Here is a 16,179-nt window from a genome sequence, read left to right as displayed (position 1 = left end):
TCCGCGTACTTTGCTGTATTTCGGAAATCCCCCTCCCGACTACTGAATAATCCGCCCAGCACGCAGCCCGGCGACGAACGCGGACCAGGCGGTGGCCTGAAACACCAGGTTGGGGCCGTCGGGGTCCTTGGAATCGCGCACGGGAACGATCTCCGACTGCCCGTACGCAAGGGCTACTTCGAGGCAGTTGCCACCCTCGCCGCCGCTGTATGTGGACTTGCGCCAGGCGGTCGTACTCAGGTCGCGTTCAAGGGTGTTGTTCTCCATGTTCGTAATCCTGCGCCACTGCTTCGAGGAGGGCCAGCGATCGCGCGGGCGAAAGGGCCGTGGCCTGGAGGAGGTTGAACGACAGTGTGTGGCGGGCGACGGTGGCGGGGTCGTCCAGCAGCTTGCCCATGTTCGGTCCCTCGACGAAGGACAGCGGGGGTGCGTCCTCGAACTCCATGAGCTTCAGGGGTCCGGTCATGGACGCGTGTAATCCGGCCTCGAACGGCAGAACCTGCATGATGATCCGGTTCTTGTCCGCGAGCTCCGCCACGTGACGCAGGGCCTCCGCCATGGTCGCCCTGCTTCCCGCCTGCCGCCTGAGGACGGCTTCGTCCAGTACCACCCACAACAGCGGGGTTGTTGGGTCGTCCAGGAGGCGCGCGCGTTCGAGCCGGGCCGCAACGAGATCGTGGATCTTCTTGTCCGGCGCCGTCGGGTGGTAGGCCCGGAAAACCCTCTCCGCGTACGCCTGCGTCTGCAACAGTCCCGGAATCGGGAGCGTCGCGTACTCCCTGATCGCGGTAGCGATCGCTTCGGCCTCTGCTGCCTCCGCGAACTGTTCGGGGAACTTGGACTTCGCGACGGCCGCACAGTTGCGCTCGAAGAAGCCGTCCGTGCCCAGGAGTTCGTCTATCTGCCGGGCGTACTCCAAGTGCATCCGCCGCGTACCCGATTCGAGCTGGCCGATGAACGAGCCGCTGACGAACAGGGGCGCGCCCAGCTCCTCCTGGCTCATTCCCGCCCGTTCGCGGGCGTGGCGCAGCTCCGCGCCGAGGAGGGCGCGGGGTGACGATGAGGGGTCGAGGTCTTTCGGTCCTGGCATGGCAACTCCCGGTCGTACGCGAGGGGTTGTTGGGTCGCCGTCACTGTTCAGGCTAGCCGGGAGTGGACACGCTGGGTGAGGAAACAGCAACACTGTGTGTGAAAGGCGGAGGTCATGGCGCTGACGGCGGAGGAGCGGGTGCGAGCGGTGGAGGATGCCGTACGGCAGTTGAAGGCGGCCCTGGAGCGGGCCGGGATCACGCTGCCGTCGCTGCGGATGGACCCGCTGACGGCGTCGGCGGACGGCGCGCTGCCGCTGGTGGAGCTGGGGCGCTGCAACCTCGACACGGCGCTGCGGCTCGCCACGGTGCTTGAGGGAGCGCGGTGAACGGCGACCCGACGGTCCCGGAAGCGGGGACGTACGCGGTGGACTTCCGGGACGGCAGCGTGGGGCAGGTCATGGGGTGCGAGGGCGGGCTCGTACAGCTCAGGCCCCTGCGCGGGGGCCGGGAGTGGGACTGCCCGCCCGAGTCGGTCGGGCAGGCGGCGCCGGACGAGGTGCTGCGGGAGAAGGTGCGGCAGCTGAACCGGGAGCGGCGGCTGCCGTGAGGGTCAGCGCACCGGGAAGCCGTAGGTGTAGCCCTGCTCCTTGAGGCGGGGCAGGAGCGTGCGGAGGGCTTCGACGGTCTGGGTGCGGTCGCCGCCCGCGTCATGGAAGAGGAGGGTCGGCCCGTTGGGCAGTTCCCGCTCGACGGTGGCGATGATGGCGTCCGTGCCCGGCAGCTCGAAGTCCTTGGTGTCGACGTTCCAGCCGAGGGGCCGCATGCCGCGGTCGGCGGCGAGCTTGCGGCTGTACGGGGTGAAGGCGCCGCCGGGCGCGCGGTAGTACATGGGGCGCACGCCGCCGGACGCCTTGGTGATCATGCGCTCGGCGTCGAGGATCTGCTTGGCCTGGTAGGCGTTGGATTCCTTGTCCATGCCGGTGTTGTGCGAGATGGAGTGGTCGCAGAGGCGGTGCCCGTCGGCGACGACCTTCTTCACGACGTCGGGGTGGGCCTGCGCCTGTGTGCCGACCATGCAGAACGTGGCCTTCACGTCGTACTGCTTGAGCAGGTCGAGCATTTGGGGGGTCCACTTGGGGTCGGGGCCGTCGTCGATGGTGATGTTGATGCCGCGCTTCCCCTTCTCGGAGGCGTGCGCGATGGTCTTCGAGACCGGCTTGACGGCGCTGGGCTTCTTCGCCGCCGGGGAGTCGTCCTGGGTGCCGGCCTGTGCGCTCCACACCCCGGCGCCGGTGGCGAGCAGCGTCACCCCGAGTGCGGCCCCGATCAGCTTGCCGTACCAGCCCCGCCCGCCACTGTGCCGTGCCATCGTCCGCCCCTTTGCGTCCAGTCCCTGACCGCTCCCCGATCACGCGCGGCCAACTGGCATGACGAGGATCGGCGGCCGGGGGATGCACCGGGGTTGAGTCCGTTACGGATCAAGGACAATTCCGGGGGCGTTCACGGACAACCACCGGTTCACGGCTTCGGTAGCTCGTTCGTGGGACGCTGGTCAAAGCGGTCACCGACCGCAGGCTCGTCGATCTACGCTCACGCGCCGTAGGCCAAGAGAAGGGACCCGCGATGACCGCAGCACTGGTCGAGCACGACACGGCTCCTGACCGCCGTTCGTGGGACCTCCTGCTTCAGGCATGGCGTGAGCTGGATGTGCCGGAAGGCTGGCACGCCGAGATCGATGAAGGGCAGATTGTCTTGGTACCGCCGCCGCACAGGCACCACAACGGAATCGCAGCCATGCTGCACAGGCTGCTCTACGGGGTGATCTCCGAGAAGCTGGAGGTCTACCAGACCCTCGGCATCCACATCGCCCCCTTGGACAAGCTGTACGTGCCCGACCTGGTGCTGGCCCCCAGAGAGGTCGTCGACGCCGCCGACCCCGACACCAACGACCCTCTGGACGCGTCGGAGACCCTGCTCGTCGTCGAGATCACCTCGCAGAGCAACGCCAAGGACGACCGCACCAAGAAGCTGTGGGCCTACGCGCACGCCCCGGTCCCGGTCTACCTGCTCGTGGACCGCTTCGACGAGCACGGCCCGACAGCCACGTTGTTCACAGGCCCGCAGAACGGGGCGTACAAGCACGCCGAGCGGGTGCCGTTCGGGGAGAGCCTCAAGCTGCCGGAGCCGTTCGCGGCGACCGTCGATACGGCCGGCTTCCCCGGCTAGACCGCCGCCGGTGACTTGGCCGGGTCCGCGGACGTCGCCGCGGCGGGGGAACCCGCGACCACCTGGTCGTGGGGGGTCTTCTCCGTGTTCAGTTCCACCAGCATCTGCTTGCTGAAGCCGAAGAAGTACGTCGCGAAGAAGCCCACCACGTAGCCGACGAGCAGGCCGCCGCCGTAGATCGCGATCGTGAGGCCCAGGCCCTTGTTGCCGTCCAGGAGGGGGAACAGGGCCCAGCCCGAGGGGCCGATCGCCGTGGAGCCGACCTTCTCGCCGATCATCGAGAAGAACCCGATGAACGCGCCGCCCGCGGCGCCGCCCACGCACGCCGTGATGAAGGGGCGGCCCAGGGGGAGCGAGACGCCGTAGATGAGGGGTTCGCCCACGCCCAGGAAGCCCGCGGGGAGCGCGGACTTGATCGTCGTACGGATCGAGGTGTTGTGCTTGAGGCGCTTGTAGACCGCGATCGCGCAGCCCACCTGGCCCGCACCCGCCATCGCCAGGATGGGCAGCAGGACCGTGAAGCCCTGCTGCTCGATCAGCGTGGTGTGGATGGGGATCAGGGCCTGGTGCAGGCCCAGCATGACGAGGGGCAGGAACAGACCGCCCAGGACCAGGCCCGCGAAGGCGCCCGTGTTGTCCAGGAGCCAGTTCGCCGCCGTGCCGATGCCCGTCGAGACCTCGCCCGCCAGGAACATCAGGCCGAAGATCGTGACCAGGCCGGAGAGCAGGACCGTGATGGTGGGGGTGACCAGGACGTCAAGCGCCTCCGGGACCCACCTCCTGCACCACTTCTCGATGTACGTGGCGAGGACCGCCGCGCCGAGCGCGCCCAGGACACCGCCCTGGCCCGGCGACAGCTTCTGGCCGAACGCCTCGATGTTCGCGACACCCGCGTACACGATGATCGCGGCGACCGCGCCGCCCAGAATCGGCGTACCGCCGAACTCCTTCGCCGTGTTGAAGCCCACGAACACCGCGATGAGCGCCATGAATCCGGAGGCGATCGCCGCGAGCGCCGGGGTGATGCCCGGCAGCCACTCCAGGTTGATCAACAGGCCGTTGATGCCCGCGATGATGCCGCAGCCGATCAGGGCCGGGATCAGCGGCACGAAGATGTTCGCGATGCGGCGCAGGAAGAGCTTGAACGGCGTCGCGTTCTTCTCCTTGCGGGCCGCCCTGAGCGCCGCACCCTGCGCCGCCAACTCGTCGGCGGTGCGGGTGGGTTCCGGCGCGGGCGCCGCCCCGGCTTCCGCCACCAGGGCCTCGAACTCCGGGGTGACACGGGCGACCGTGCCCGGGCCGAGCACGATCTGGTACGTGTCGTCCTCGACCACGCCCATCACGGCGGGCAGTGCCTTCAGTGCCTCGTCGTCGACCAGCGAACGGTCGGCGAGGCCCAGGCGCAGGCGCGTCATGCAGTGGGCGATGGAGGTGACGTTCCGGGCGCCGCCGACGAGGGGGAGGATCGCGGCGGCTGTGGCGCGGTTCTTGTCAGTTGCCATGGTGCGGGTGCCTTGCTGTGTGCAGGGTGGCGCTGTTCTTCGCAGCGGCTGGGGAAGGTGAGTCAGGTCGTGCGGGGGGTCGTGCGGGCGGTGTCCAGGGCGGCCCTGAGGTGGCCGTCCGAGGACGAGAGGAGGTCGGCCGCGGTGGGGCCGTCCACCCCGCCGAGGATGGTGAGGATGGCGTTCTTCACCTCCCCGTCGGTGGCGGCGAGCGCGGCCTCGATCTCCTCGTCGGAGGCGCCGGTGGCCAGGGAGACGATGCGGCGCGAGCGGGCGCGCAGCTTCTCGTTCGACGCGCGTACGTCCACCATCAGGTTTCCGTAGGTCTTGCCGAGCCGGATCATCGTGATCGTCGACAGCATGTTCAGGACGAGCTTCTGGGCCGTGCCCGCCTTCAGCCGGGTGGAGCCGGTGAGCAGCTCGGGGCCCACGACGACCTCGATGCCGTGGTCGGCGGCTGCCGCGAGACCGCTGTCCGCGTTGCAGGAGAGGCCGATGGTGAGCGCGCCGTACCGCTCCTTCGCGTGCTCGACCGCGCCGATCGCGTACGGGGTGCGCCCCGAGGCGGAGATGCCGACGACGACGTCGTCCGCGGTGAGGCCGAGCGCGTCCAGGTCCCCGGCCGCGAGGTCCTTGCGGTCCTCCGCGCCCTCGACCGCCGTGACCATGGCGCTCGGGCCGCCCGCGATGAGGCCGACGACCTCCGCCGGGTCGGTGTTGAAGGTGGGCGGGCACTCCGAGGCGTCGAGCACTCCGAGGCGCCCCGCCGTACCCGCGCCCGCGTAGATGAGCCGGCCGCCGCGGGCCATGCGCTCGGCGGTGCCGTCGATGGCGGCGGCGATCGCCGGGAGCTGCTCGGCGACGGCCGCGGGCACGGTGGCGTCCTCGCCGTTCATGATCTTCGCGATCTCCGGCGTGGGCAGCCGGTCGATCTCGGAGAGCTCGGGCCGGAACGCCTCCGTGGTGAGGGTGTCCAGCTGGGCACGGAGTTCGCCGTACGTCTCTCCGCTGCCGGGATTGGGGGAGGGGGAGGGGATGGCGCCGTCGGTCGTGGAGGTCATGAGGTGCGGCTCTTTCGTGTGCGGCGGGGGTGGCGGGTGATCGCGGGGCGCCCTCGGGAGGTGGGCGGTTCCGGCGGTCGGGAGGTGGGCGGTTCCGGCGGTCGGAAGGTCGGCGGGGGCAGCGGCTGCCGTCGCGCGGGCCGGGTCGGCGGGCGGGCGTTGTGAGCGGAGCGCCGGCCGCGGGGCGGGGGCCGGAGTCCCTCTACGTCCGCGTGGCGGAGGTCAGCGGGTGCCGCCGCGTGGGCTGTGGCGGTGCGCGAGTGCTTCGTACGAGGCGGCCAGTGCGGGGGCCGCGCTGTCGTACGTCCGCTGGGCGACGCCCACGAACAGGCAGTCCACGACGAGCAGCTGGCTGGTCCGCGAGGACATCGCGGCGGGCCTGAGCTCGCTCTCGCGGGCGGTGGAGGTGGTCAGGATGTGATCCGCGTACTGCGAGACGGGGCTGCCGGGGCGGCCGGTGATCGCGATGGTCGTCGCCCCGCGCTCGAAGGCCACCCGCAGCGGCTCTATGACGTCACCGGTCGACCCGGAGTGCGTGATCGCGATCGCCACGTCCTTGGAGCGCAGCGTCACGGCGTTCGTGACGGCCAGGTGCGGGTCGGAGTGCGCATGGGCGATGTGACCGATGCGCAGCAGCTTCTGCGCGAGGTCCTGGGCGACCAGGCCCGAGGCCGCGACGCCGTAGATCTCGGTGCGGGGCGCGGCGGCGAGGGCGGCGACGGCCGCCCCGAGCTGCACGGTGTCCAGTCCGGCGGCGGTGTCGGCGAGGGTCTGCTGCTCGTCGTAGGCCAGCTTCGCCACGACGTCCGCTATCGGGTCGTCCACGGCGATGTCGGCGGTGACGGCGGGCGCGCGGCCCGACTGCTGCTGGGCGGCGAGTCCGGCGAGGGCGAGGCGCAGGTCGCGGTAGCCGGGATAGCCGAGGAGGCGGGCGGTGCGGACCACCGTGGCCTCGCTGGTGCCGGTGAGCTCGGCGAGGCCGGTGACCGTGAGGGCCGCGCAGCCTGCCGGGTCGCCCGCGACGGCTTCGGCGACCAGCTGCATGGAGCGGGTCATGGACGGCGCGAGGGTGCGCACCTTGGCCGCGAGGGCGGCCGGGGCGGGGGGCGCGGCACCCGCGAAAATTTCCTTCACGTCATTGGTCACGTCTGAAAGATATTTTCGGACCGGTGGTCGGTCAAGACCCCCTTGGTCCCGATCTCGGTCACATCCGTCGAGTGGATCTTCGGCGGGTTGCGCGTGGGGTGGACAATGGCTGCATGGACGCGATCGACCCCCTGGAGCAGGCGCTGCACGCCGCTCGCGCACTTGTCCTCGCCGACCTCGCGGCGCGTGAGGTCGCCGAGGCGGAGGTCGTCTCGCTGGTCGAGGAGTCGGTGGCGCACCGCCGCTGGTGGGTCGAGCAGTGGCCCGAGGGCGTCGAGTACGTCGCGGGCCTGGTCGCCCAGGACGTCCAGGACGGAATCCTCGAACGCTACGGCCGCTGGCCGATCTGCCCGGTCTGCGGCTCGGGCGACCCGCACGCCCTTGAGGTGGAGCCGGAGTTGGGCCCCGACCCGCACTGGGTGTGCGCCAAGGCGGGCGTGGTGGTCGCCCCGGTGGGCGGCCTGACGGGCGATCCGGCGTGACCGTCTACATCGACCCGCCGACCTGGCCGGGGCACGGCCGCATGTGGTCGCACCTGGTCAGCGACTCCTCGTACGAGGAACTGCACGCGTTCGCGGCGGGCATCGGCGCCCCGCGCCGCGCCTTCGAGCGCGACCACTACGACCTGCCCTCGCACCGCTACGAGGACGCGGTGCGCGCGGGCGCGGTCGAGATCGGCTCCAAGGAGCTGGTGCGCAGGCTTACGGACGCGGGGTTGAGGCGGCCGAAGGGGCGTCCGGCGCCGGCGTAGCGGAGTCCAACAGGGGCTCTGTTTGACCGGAGGCGTTCCTTGGGGCGGGCGTTTCTGTGTGTCCGGAGGTGTTCCTTGGGGCGGGCGTCTCTGTGTGACCGGAGGCGTTCCTTGGGCCGGGTGTCTCTGTGTGTCCGGAGGTCGTCACCACGCGGCTCGGGGTGCGCCGGTGCAGGCGCAGGGAGACGGTCACCGCGGCGATCGCCACCGCCGTCATCGCGGCGCCCGCCCACGCGGTCGCCTCGTAGCCCAGCTTGAGGTCGATGACCGTGCCGCCGAGCCACGGGCCGCCCGTGTTGCCCATGTTGAACGCGGCCGTCGTGGTCGCGCCCGCGAGGGTGGGGGCGGCGCCCGCGACGTTGAACATACGGGCGTTGAGCGCCGGGGCGGTGTAGAAGGCGGAGACGCCGAGGAGGAAGGACAGGGCGATCGCCACGGGTGCCGTACCGGCGAAGAGGGCGAGGGCCACGAGGAACAGCGTCGAGGCCGCGGCGCCGCTCAGCATGACGCCGAAGAGGTGCGCGTCGGCGAAGCGGCCGCCGATCGCCGTGCCGACGAGGGCGCCCGCGCCGAAGAGGCCGAGGACGGTGGGGACCCAGCCCTTGTCGAGGCCCGCGACGTCCGTCAGGAGCGGCGAGAGGTACGAGAACGCGCAGAAGACGCCGCCTGCCGCGAGCGCGGTGATCGTGATGGAGAGCCAGACCTGCCGGTCGCGGTAGATGGCGAGCTCTTGCTTCAGACGCGGCTTCTCCGCGGGGAGCGGGATGCGGGGGATGAGGGTGAGCACGCCGACGAGGGCGATCGCGGAGGCGACTCCCACCGCCCAGAAGGCGGAACGCCAGCCGAAGTTGTCGCCGAGGAAGGCGCCCGCGGGTACGCCGAGGACGTTCGCGATGGACAGGCCGCCGATCATCACCGCCATGGCGCGGGCCCGCTGGTTGACCGGCACCATCGCGATGGCGACGGCCGCGCCCACCGCCCAGAACCCCGCGCAGGCGAACGCGCTGATGACGCGGGACGCGAAGAGGACCTCGTACGTGGGCGCGAGCGCGCCGGCGACCTGACCCAGGCCGAAGACCGTGATGAGCGTGATCAGGGTCGTACGGCGGGGGAGACGCAGGGTCGCCACCGCGAGGAGGGGGGCGCCGATGACCATGCCGATGGCGAAGGCGGAGATGAGGAGGCCCGCGCGGGGGATGCTGACGTTCATGTCGTCCGCGATGGGGGGCAGGAGCCCCGAGAGCATGAACTCGCTCGTGCCGAGGGCGAAGACGGCGAGGCCGAGGATGTATACGGCTACGGGCATTCGGCTGGCGCCGGGCTTGGGGGCGGGGTTGGTGACGGGCTTGGTGCTGGGGTTGGCGCCGGGGTTGGTGGCGGGGTTTTGAGCAGGGGACGGCATGACGTGTTGAACGCGGGGGGTGTGCGGGGCATTCCTTGGCGGGGGCCTGTGCGTCGGTGGGGGCTCCGGGTGCAGGCTCTCCCACCCACCCGCCCGTTTGCCCGGCGTCGAGTGCCGGACCCCCCTGCCTGTGCCGGGCTGGCGGCGGTCTGCGGCTGTGCGCCGGTGGGGGCGCGGGTCCAGGCTCTCCCACCCGCCCGCCCGTTTGCCCGGTGTTGTGTGACGCGGGGTGAACGGGTGGGTGGGTGGGGAAATTCGCCGCGAAGCGGCGGCTAGGTGTGGCGGGCGAGGCCCGTAAGTTCTCAGCGGCCTCTAGGCGTAGTGGGCGTGGGTTCGGGGGTGTTCAGGGGCGGCTGGGTGTGGTGGGTGTGGGCCCAGGGGGGCGGCGGCTGGGGGTGGCGGACGCAGGGCCGTCGGTATCAGCGGCGGCTAGGCCTCGCGGGCGTAGGGGCGTGGGGGTTAGGGCTTGCGGAGGTAGGCGTGGAGGTTTTCGCGGTCCGGGGTGCGGGTGTAGCCCGCTCGGGTGGCTACCGCCTGGGACGGGGTGTTCTCCGGCTCGATCAAGGCCAGGAGCGCCGAGACCCCGGGCCGGGGCAGGGCCCAGGCGGAGAGTGAGGCGAGCGCCTCCGAGGCGTAACCCCGGCCGCGCGCGGCAGGCGCCAGATCGTAGCCGACCTCGGCCACCCCCTCCTCGTCCGGCGGCCCGTGAAACCCCATCCCGCCCAAGGCGACCTCGTCCTCCGCCCGGACCAGGGCGAACATGCCCCACTCGGGACGGTGCACCCCGGAGGCGTACGCCTTCGTCACCATCTCCGCGGCCCTCCGCGTCCCCTCGTAGGGCCCGCCCTCGATCCACGTAAGACCGCCCGTACCGCCCGCGGCGAGATCCGCCGCCGCCGCAGGGGACACCTCCCGCAGCACGATCCGCCCGGCCGGCACCCAGAGGGCGTTGTGCCAGCGCCAGGACTCCACCTTCGGGCGCCCCGCCAGCGAAACCCGGCCCGTGGCCCAGAGCAGCGTCGCCCACTGGTCCTCGGGCGCCCGCGCGGGCGTGACCTGCGGGAAGATCCGGGCCAGCACCGCCTCGCACAGATCCGCGGGCGGCTGAGCGTCCACGCCGAGCGCCTGCGCGATGTCGTACGTGTGCAGCAAAAGTTCCGCGACGCCCATCGCCGCGAAGCCCACCGCGTCCGCGCTGCCGGAGGGGTAGGGGTGGAACCCGCGTACCCCCGGCGGAGTCGTCCGCACCACCGCCGAGAGCAGCCCGGCCGTGGATTCGATGACGCTGATCGCGTCCCCGGGGCCCGAGCCCTCGTCGAAGGCGATCTCGAAGGGGACCCACGTGTCGGTCGCCCGCCCCGTGAGCTGCCCGGCGTACGCGACGAGGCATCCCGCGACGTGCTCGGCCGTCTTGAGGCAGCTTCCGTCGAGCCCGGCCGCCTTGACGCTCCAGTCCCGCCCCACCGCCGTACGCAGCACCTTCGCCGCGTGCGCCGCGGCCTCCTCTACCTGGTCCCCACCCATGGAAAGCATGCGGCGAGCGTACGGGAGCGTCACACGGTCAGCAGATCAATTTCCGTCGCCAGATTCGCCCGCGCGGGACCCTCCCACCGCGCCGTCCCGTACGGCGTACGGAACAGGCGGGGCAGCGCGAGAAGCTGGCGCAGCACCGCCGCCCGGCCCGTGCGGAAGTCCTCGTCCGGCACAAAGGCGTACTCCTCGCGGACGGCGGAGGCATACGCGGCGTACGCGTCGGGGGCGGCGGCCAGGATCGCCAGGTCCGCGTCGCACAGCACCTCGCCGTTGTGGTCGCCCTCGGCGGGGTCGTGGGTGACGGTGAGACGGACCAGGCGGGCCACCTCGTCGACCTGCTCCTCGCTCAACCCGGCCTCGGCCAGGGCGCGTTCCGCCAGGCGTGCGCTGCGCTCCTCGTTCTCGGAGCGGTCCGGCGCGTACACCGCGTCGTGGAACCATGCCGCGAGCCGTACGAGGTCGGCGTCCTCCGCGTGCTCTTCCAGTACGTCGATGTGGTCGAGGACGGCCGTCAGGTGGGCGGTGGTGTGGTACCGCCGCTGTGGCTCGGCCCAGCGTGCGAGCAGGTTGTCGGCGTAGGGGGTGGGGTCGGGGGTTTTCTGGGATTTCTCGGCTTTCTCGCTCGCGCCGAGCAGGGTGGCGTGCCAGCGGGCGCGGAGGTCCTTGTGGCTGTTGTCGTCGGCGTGGTTCTCGTCGGCCATGGTGTGACCCTAAACCGGGGCAAGCCCACCCGTTGCCAGGTGCGGCGGCGGCAGGGTTGGCTGCCGCCATGACGACGACGAGGACTGACGACGAGACGTACGACCCCGAGCGGCCCGGCCGCCTTCTGTGTACCGAACGCGACGCCCTGATACCGCTGTTGAGGGACGCCGACGACGCCGCGTACGACATCCGGACCTGTTGTCCGGGGTGGACCGTGCGGCATGTGCTCGCGCACTGCGGCTCCGCCCTGATGCGGGTGGTCGAGAGCCGCTTCGAGGAGGGCGTGTTCTCGCCGGAGAGCAACGAGCGGGACATCGCCGAGCGCGCCGATTGGTCCAACTCCCGTGTGGTGGACGAGCTGGAGCGGGGGATGACGGAGGCGGGGGCGCTGATCGCCAAGGCGGCGGGGCGGCTCGACGGGGTCGCCCTTGGGGAGTGGGTGCATGCGGGGGATGTTCGTGAGGCGTGGGGGTTGCCGGGGGCTTATGGGGGGTCCGGGTTGGCCGATGCGTTGGTGTTGCTCGCGGGGAGGAGCAGGGTGGTGAACGCTCCGTTGCTGCATGCGGATCTTGATGGGCGGGATGAGCCGTTGCTGCTCGGCGCGGGGGATGGCGCGGGGCCACCGGCCCGCTTTATCGGGGATGCGGCGACTCTTATTCGGGTGTGCGCGGGGCGGCCGCTCGCGGGGACGCGGTATGAGCTTGTCGGGGCGAAGGAAGGGGACTTCGCGATCTTCAGCTGAGGGGTCCCTGCGAGGGGCGTGGGGGTGCTTTGCGCAGTTCCCCGCGCCCCTTAAACGGCCTGTCCTGCGGGTGCGTGGGGGCTGATCGCGCCGTTCCTCGCGCCCCTGGCGGGGCTTTGTCTGCGGGTGTGTGGGGGCTGATCGCGCCGTTCCCCGCGCCCCTATCGGGGCTTTGTCTGCGGGTGTGTGGGGGCTGATCGCGCCGTTCCCCGCGCCCCTATCGGGGCTTTGTCTGCGGGTGCGTCGTGGCTGATCGCGCCGTTCCTCGCGCCCCTATCGGGGCTTTGTCTGCGGGTGCGTCGTGGCTGGTCGCGCCGTTCCTCGCGCCCCTGGCGGGGCTTTGTCTGCGGGTGCGTCGTGGCTGGTCGCGCAGTTCCTCGCGCCCCTTACGGGGCCCTGTCGCGCCGTTCCCCGCGCCCCTTACAGGGCCCTGTCGCGCCGTTCCTCGCGCCCCTTGCGGGGTGCCCTGGTGAGGGGCGGTGGGTGGTGGTTTTTAGGGGCGCGGGGAACTGCGCGATCAGCCCCCACCCACCCGCAGACTCAGACGGCCCGGAAAAGCTAGTGCCGGAGAAGCTAGTGATCGTGGCCGTCCGGATCCGCATCCGGGGTCACGTCACCTCCGCTCCCCGGCTGGACAGCCCCCGCCCCCGCTCCAGACTGGACCGTGAACGCCGCCGTGCGGACCTTTCCCTCGTGCTTGAAGTCGAGGAACAGGCGGTACGAGCCGGGGCTCGGTGCCGTTGCCATGAAGGAGACCTTGGGGCCCGGTTCGGTCTTGCCGTCGCCCGGTTCGCCGGTGGGGTGGACGTGGAGGTAGGCGAGGTCGCCGGAGCGCAGGGCGACCAGGTGGCCGTACGAGCCGAGGTAGGGCTGGAGGTCGGTGACCGGTCGCCCGTTCTTCTCGACGTTCAGGGTCACGCCGCTGGACTTGCCCGGCTTCAGTGAGCCCTTGAGGGTTACCTCGTAGCCGTCGACCGATGTTTTGGTGTTGGGCGCGGGCAGCTGCTTCGGGGTGTAGTCGCCCGCCACCGCGAGATCCGCGCCCAGCGTCAGACCCTCCTTCTCGCCCACGGGCTTGAAGTCGGCGAAGACGCGGTAGCCGCCCGCCTCGGGGAGCTCGACCGGCGTCGACCAGGTGCCGTCCGCCGCGCGGGTGGGGTGCAGGTGGCGGTAGGTCGTCAGGTCGTGTGACGCGACGATGAGGTGCAGCTCCTTGCCGTGCTCCCTCTCGTACGCCGTGACGTTCTTGCCCGCGCCCTTCTTGCCCGCCCCCTCCTTCACCACCGTGAAGCGCAGCTCCTCGCGCTCGGCGGATTCGATGCGGGACGTCTTCAGGTCGAGCGAGTAGCCGCGCTCGGAGATCTGGAGGCCGCCCGGCACGGTGTCCGCGCCGGCCCCCGCCCCCGCACCGGTTTCCTCCTCGCCGGGGTCCGCGTGTGCGTCGTGCTCGCTCGCGGGCTTCTTCTTCGCGGTCACGGGGTCGACGCCCTGCCCCACCCCGTACGCGGTGCCGAAGGTGGCGGCGACGGCCGCGGCGAACGCGGTGATCTTCAGTCCGGTCTTCATGGTCGGCTCCCAGTGGGTGGTCCGTAGCGGGCTTCCAGGCTTTTGAAGGTACCCCCCCTGGGTATAAAGTCAAGCAGCGGATCGCCTTGCGTTCGATACCCCCTAGGGGTAAACATGGATCTCGAACAGCGGTACCCACCCCGGGTACCCCCGACCGAGGAGCCCGCGGACATGCCCACCACACCCGGCACCACCGGCGGCACCACCGAGGTGGCAGAAGTAGAACTCGCCATCGGTGGGATGACCTGCGCCTCGTGCGCCGCCCGGATCGAGAAGAAGCTCAACCGCATGGACGGCGTAGAGGCGACCGTCAACTACGCCACCGAGAAGGCGAAGGTCAGCTACCGCGGCCAGGACGTCGCCGTCCAGGACCTGATCGCCACCGTCGAAGCCACCGGCTACACCGCACAGGAGCCCGCCCCGGTCCGTACGGAGACGGAGACGGAGGCGGAGGGTCCGGACGGCGACGACGAGCTGCGGCCCCTGCGCGAGCGGCTGATCACCGCCGTCGTGCTCTCCGTACCCGTCGTCGCGATGGCGATGATCCCCGCCCTCCAGTTCGAGTACTGGCAGTGGCTGTCCCTGACCCTGGCGGCGCCCGTGGTGACGTACGCGGCCTGGCCCTTCCACAAGGCCGCCTTTACGAACGCGCGGCACGGCGCCGCGACGATGGACACGCTGATCTCGGTCGGCACGTCCGCCGCCTTCGTCTGGTCGCTGTGGGCGCTGTTCTTCGGTACGGCCGGTACGCCCGGCATGACGCACCCCTTCGAGCTGACCATCTCCCGCTCGGACGGCGCCGGGAACATCTACCTGGAGGCCGCGGCGGGCGTCACCGCCTTCATCCTGGCCGGGCGGTACTTCGAGGCCCGCTCCAAGCGCAAGGCGGGCGCGGCCCTGAAGGCGCTGCTCCAGCTGGGGGCCAAGGAGGTCACCGTCCTGCGTGGCGGCGGGCGCGAAGAGACCATCGCCGTCGACGACTTGAAGGTCGGCGACCGCTTCCTCGTACGGCCCGGCGAGAAGATCGCCACCGACGGCAAGGTCGTCGAGGGCGCATCCGCCGTGGACGCCTCCATGCTCACCGGCGAGTCCGTGCCGGTCGAGGTCGCGAAGGGCGGCTCGGTCACCGGCGCCACGCTGAACGTGGGCGGACGCCTGGTCGTCGAGGCCACCCGGGTCGGCGCGGACACCCAGCTCGCCCGCATGGCCAAGCTCGTCGAGGACGCGCAGAACGGCAAGGCCGCGGCCCAGCGCCTCGCCGACCGGATCTCGGCGGTCTTCGTGCCGGTCGTCATCGCCCTGGCCGTCGCCACCCTCGGATTCTGGCTCGGCAACGGCTCCGGTCTTACGGCGGCCTTCACCGCCGCCGTCGCCGTACTGATCATCGCCTGCCCCTGCGCCCTGGGGCTCGCGACGCCGACCGCCCTCATGGTCGGCACCGGACGCGGCGCCCAGCTCGGCATCCTGATCAAGGGCCCGGAGGTCCTGGAGACGACCCGCAAGGTCGACACGATCGTCCTGGACAAGACCGGCACCGTCACCACCGGCCAGATGACGCTGCTCGCCACCCATGCCGCCGACGGCACGAGCGAGGACGAAGTCCTGCGGATCGCGGGGGCGTTGGAGCACTCCTCGGAGCACCCCATCGCACGGGCCGTCGCCGCCGGTGCCGCCGAGCGCGTCGGTGAGCTGCCCGTCCCCGAGGACTTCGCGAACGTCGCGGGCCTGGGCGTCCAGGGCATCGTCGAAGGCCACGCGGTCCTCGTCGGCCGCGAGGCACTGCTCGCCGAATGGGAGATCCGGCTGCCCGCGGGCCTCGATCGCGCCAAGGAGGAAGCCGAGGCCGCCGGGCGTACGGTCATCGCGGTCGCCTGGGACGGCGAGGCGCGCGCGGTCCTGGAGGTCGCGGACGCGGTGAAGGAGACGAGCCCGGAGGCGATCGAGCGCCTGCGCGCCCTGGGCCTGACGCCCATCCTCCTGACCGGCGACAACAAGGCGGTCGCGGCGGCGGTGGCCGCCGAGGTGGGCATCGCCCCGGACGACGTGATCGCCGAGGTCATGCCGCAGGACAAGGTGGATGTCGTCAAGCGGCTCCAGGCGGAGGGCCGGAGCGTGGCGATGGTCGGCGACGGCGTGAACGACGCGGCCGCGCTCGCGCAGGCCGACCTGGGCCTGGCGATGGGCACGGGCACGGACGCCGCGATCGAGGCGGGCGACCTCACGCTCGTACGAGGGGACCTGCGCGCGGCGGCGGACGCCATCCGCCTCTCGCGCCGCACCCTCGGCACGATCAAGTCGAACCTCTTCTGGGCCTTCGCCTACAACGTGGGCGCGCTGCCGCTGGCCGCCGCGGGCCTCCTGAACCCGATGATCGCGGGCGCCGCGATGGCGTTCTCCTCGGTCTTCGTGGTCGGCAACAGTCTGCGCCTGCGAGGGTTCAAGCCGCTTGCCTGAGCGATCACCCCGGTGCGCATGAGGCGCACCGGGGCGATCTGCGCGTAGGCTGGGTAATTGGAC

General features: G+C 71.3%; 17 protein-coding genes. 7 read left to right on the top strand and 10 right to left on the bottom strand.

What is annotated here, in order from left to right:
- Window positions 1-39 precede the first annotated feature (39 nt).
- Both ABZ906_RS28405 and ABZ906_RS28400 read right to left on the bottom strand, forming a co-directional pair.
- The gene (locus ABZ906_RS28405; RefSeq protein WP_361194450.1) at window positions 40-267 is read right to left on the bottom strand and encodes a DUF397 domain-containing protein; all 228 of its coding nucleotides are present in this window, start codon (window positions 265-267) and stop codon (window positions 40-42) included.
- Window positions 248-1,090 carry a helix-turn-helix transcriptional regulator gene (locus ABZ906_RS28400; RefSeq protein ID WP_361387332.1) on the bottom strand — a complete coding sequence of 281 codons (843 nt, stop codon included), beginning with the start codon at window positions 1,088-1,090 and terminating at the stop codon, window positions 248-250. Before ABZ906_RS28400 ends, ABZ906_RS28405 begins: the two co-directional genes overlap by 20 nt.
- Before the next feature lie 114 nt (window positions 1,091-1,204).
- On the opposite strand from ABZ906_RS28400, the gene ABZ906_RS28395 reads away from it, so the two are divergent.
- Both ABZ906_RS28395 and ABZ906_RS28390 read left to right on the top strand, forming a co-directional pair.
- A complete protein-coding gene (locus ABZ906_RS28395) occupies window positions 1,205-1,417 on the top strand; it encodes a hypothetical protein (RefSeq protein WP_361194454.1) in 213 nt (70 codons plus the stop codon).
- Window positions 1,414-1,638 (top strand): hypothetical protein, encoded by a 225-nt coding sequence (locus ABZ906_RS28390; protein ID WP_361194456.1) that lies wholly within the window; start codon window positions 1,414-1,416, stop codon window positions 1,636-1,638. Before ABZ906_RS28395 ends, ABZ906_RS28390 begins: the two co-directional genes overlap by 4 nt.
- Before the next feature lie 3 nt (window positions 1,639-1,641).
- Here ABZ906_RS28390 and ABZ906_RS28385 read toward each other — a convergent pair whose 3' ends face one another.
- A complete protein-coding gene (locus ABZ906_RS28385) occupies window positions 1,642-2,400 on the bottom strand; it encodes a polysaccharide deacetylase family protein (RefSeq protein ID WP_361194458.1) in 759 nt (252 codons plus the stop codon).
- 254 nt (window positions 2,401-2,654) lie between these two features.
- Between ABZ906_RS28385 and ABZ906_RS28380 the strand changes: the two genes are divergently transcribed.
- Window positions 2,655-3,257, top strand: a complete 603-nt coding sequence (locus ABZ906_RS28380; RefSeq protein ID WP_361387329.1) for a Uma2 family endonuclease — start codon at window positions 2,655-2,657, stop codon at window positions 3,255-3,257.
- Here the strand turns inward: ABZ906_RS28380 and ABZ906_RS28375 are convergent.
- The 3 genes from ABZ906_RS28375 to ABZ906_RS28365 form a co-directional block, all read right to left on the bottom strand.
- Window positions 3,254-4,759 (bottom strand): PTS transporter subunit EIIC, encoded by a 1,506-nt coding sequence (locus ABZ906_RS28375; protein WP_361387326.1) that lies wholly within the window; start codon window positions 4,757-4,759, stop codon window positions 3,254-3,256. The genes ABZ906_RS28380 and ABZ906_RS28375 overlap by 4 nt on opposite strands.
- Before the next feature lie 62 nt (window positions 4,760-4,821).
- Entirely contained in the window at window positions 4,822-5,820 is a 999-nt protein-coding gene (gene murQ / locus ABZ906_RS28370) for an N-acetylmuramic acid 6-phosphate etherase (protein ID WP_361387323.1), read from the bottom strand.
- 222 nt (window positions 5,821-6,042) lie between these two features.
- The gene (locus ABZ906_RS28365; RefSeq protein WP_361194467.1) at window positions 6,043-6,966 is read right to left on the bottom strand and encodes a MurR/RpiR family transcriptional regulator; all 924 of its coding nucleotides are present in this window, start codon (window positions 6,964-6,966) and stop codon (window positions 6,043-6,045) included.
- A gap of 113 nt (window positions 6,967-7,079) precedes the next feature.
- On the opposite strand from ABZ906_RS28365, the gene ABZ906_RS28360 reads away from it, so the two are divergent.
- Window positions 7,080-7,448, top strand: coding sequence for a hypothetical protein (locus tag ABZ906_RS28360; RefSeq protein WP_361387320.1), 369 nt, complete (start codon window positions 7,080-7,082; stop codon window positions 7,446-7,448).
- Window positions 7,445-7,717: a DUF4031 domain-containing protein gene (locus tag ABZ906_RS28355; protein WP_361194471.1), complete on the top strand. Its 273-nt coding sequence runs from the start codon at window positions 7,445-7,447 to the stop codon at window positions 7,715-7,717. Before ABZ906_RS28360 ends, ABZ906_RS28355 begins: the two co-directional genes overlap by 4 nt.
- On the opposite strand, the gene ABZ906_RS28350 is transcribed toward ABZ906_RS28355, so the two are convergent.
- The 3 genes from ABZ906_RS28350 to ABZ906_RS28340 all read right to left on the bottom strand — a co-directional run bounded on the left by ABZ906_RS28350 (window position 7,668) and on the right by ABZ906_RS28340 (window position 11,353).
- The gene (locus ABZ906_RS28350) at window positions 7,668-9,023 is read right to left on the bottom strand and encodes a Cmx/CmrA family chloramphenicol efflux MFS transporter (protein WP_361387464.1); all 1,356 of its coding nucleotides are present in this window, start codon (window positions 9,021-9,023) and stop codon (window positions 7,668-7,670) included. The genes ABZ906_RS28355 and ABZ906_RS28350 overlap by 50 nt on opposite strands.
- Window positions 9,024-9,578: 555 nt before the next feature.
- Window positions 9,579-10,652 carry a GNAT family N-acetyltransferase gene (locus ABZ906_RS28345; protein ID WP_361387317.1) on the bottom strand — a complete coding sequence of 358 codons (1,074 nt, stop codon included), beginning with the start codon at window positions 10,650-10,652 and terminating at the stop codon, window positions 9,579-9,581.
- A 20-nt stretch (window positions 10,653-10,672) separates the two neighbouring features.
- Window positions 10,673-11,353, bottom strand: coding sequence for a hypothetical protein (locus ABZ906_RS28340; RefSeq protein WP_361387314.1), 681 nt, complete (start codon window positions 11,351-11,353; stop codon window positions 10,673-10,675).
- 68 nt (window positions 11,354-11,421) lie between these two features.
- On the opposite strand from ABZ906_RS28340, the gene ABZ906_RS28335 reads away from it, so the two are divergent.
- Window positions 11,422-12,096: a maleylpyruvate isomerase family mycothiol-dependent enzyme gene (locus ABZ906_RS28335; protein WP_361387311.1), complete on the top strand. Its 675-nt coding sequence runs from the start codon at window positions 11,422-11,424 to the stop codon at window positions 12,094-12,096.
- A 573-nt stretch (window positions 12,097-12,669) separates the two neighbouring features.
- On the opposite strand, the gene ABZ906_RS28330 is transcribed toward ABZ906_RS28335, so the two are convergent.
- Window positions 12,670-13,662, bottom strand: a complete 993-nt coding sequence (locus tag ABZ906_RS28330; protein ID WP_361387308.1) for a hypothetical protein — start codon at window positions 13,660-13,662, stop codon at window positions 12,670-12,672.
- A gap of 171 nt (window positions 13,663-13,833) precedes the next feature.
- Between ABZ906_RS28330 and ABZ906_RS28325 the strand changes: the two genes are divergently transcribed.
- Entirely contained in the window at window positions 13,834-16,116 is a 2,283-nt protein-coding gene (locus tag ABZ906_RS28325; protein WP_361387305.1) for a heavy metal translocating P-type ATPase, read from the top strand.
- Window positions 16,117-16,179: the final 63 nt, after the last annotated feature.

This window comes from Streptomyces sp. NPDC046925 (assembly GCF_040644915.1).
Lineage (GTDB): Bacteria > Actinomycetota > Actinomycetes > Streptomycetales > Streptomycetaceae > Streptomyces.
The sequence above is the reverse complement of the archived record's forward strand: the minus strand, read 5'-3'. Positions and strand labels throughout refer to the sequence as shown.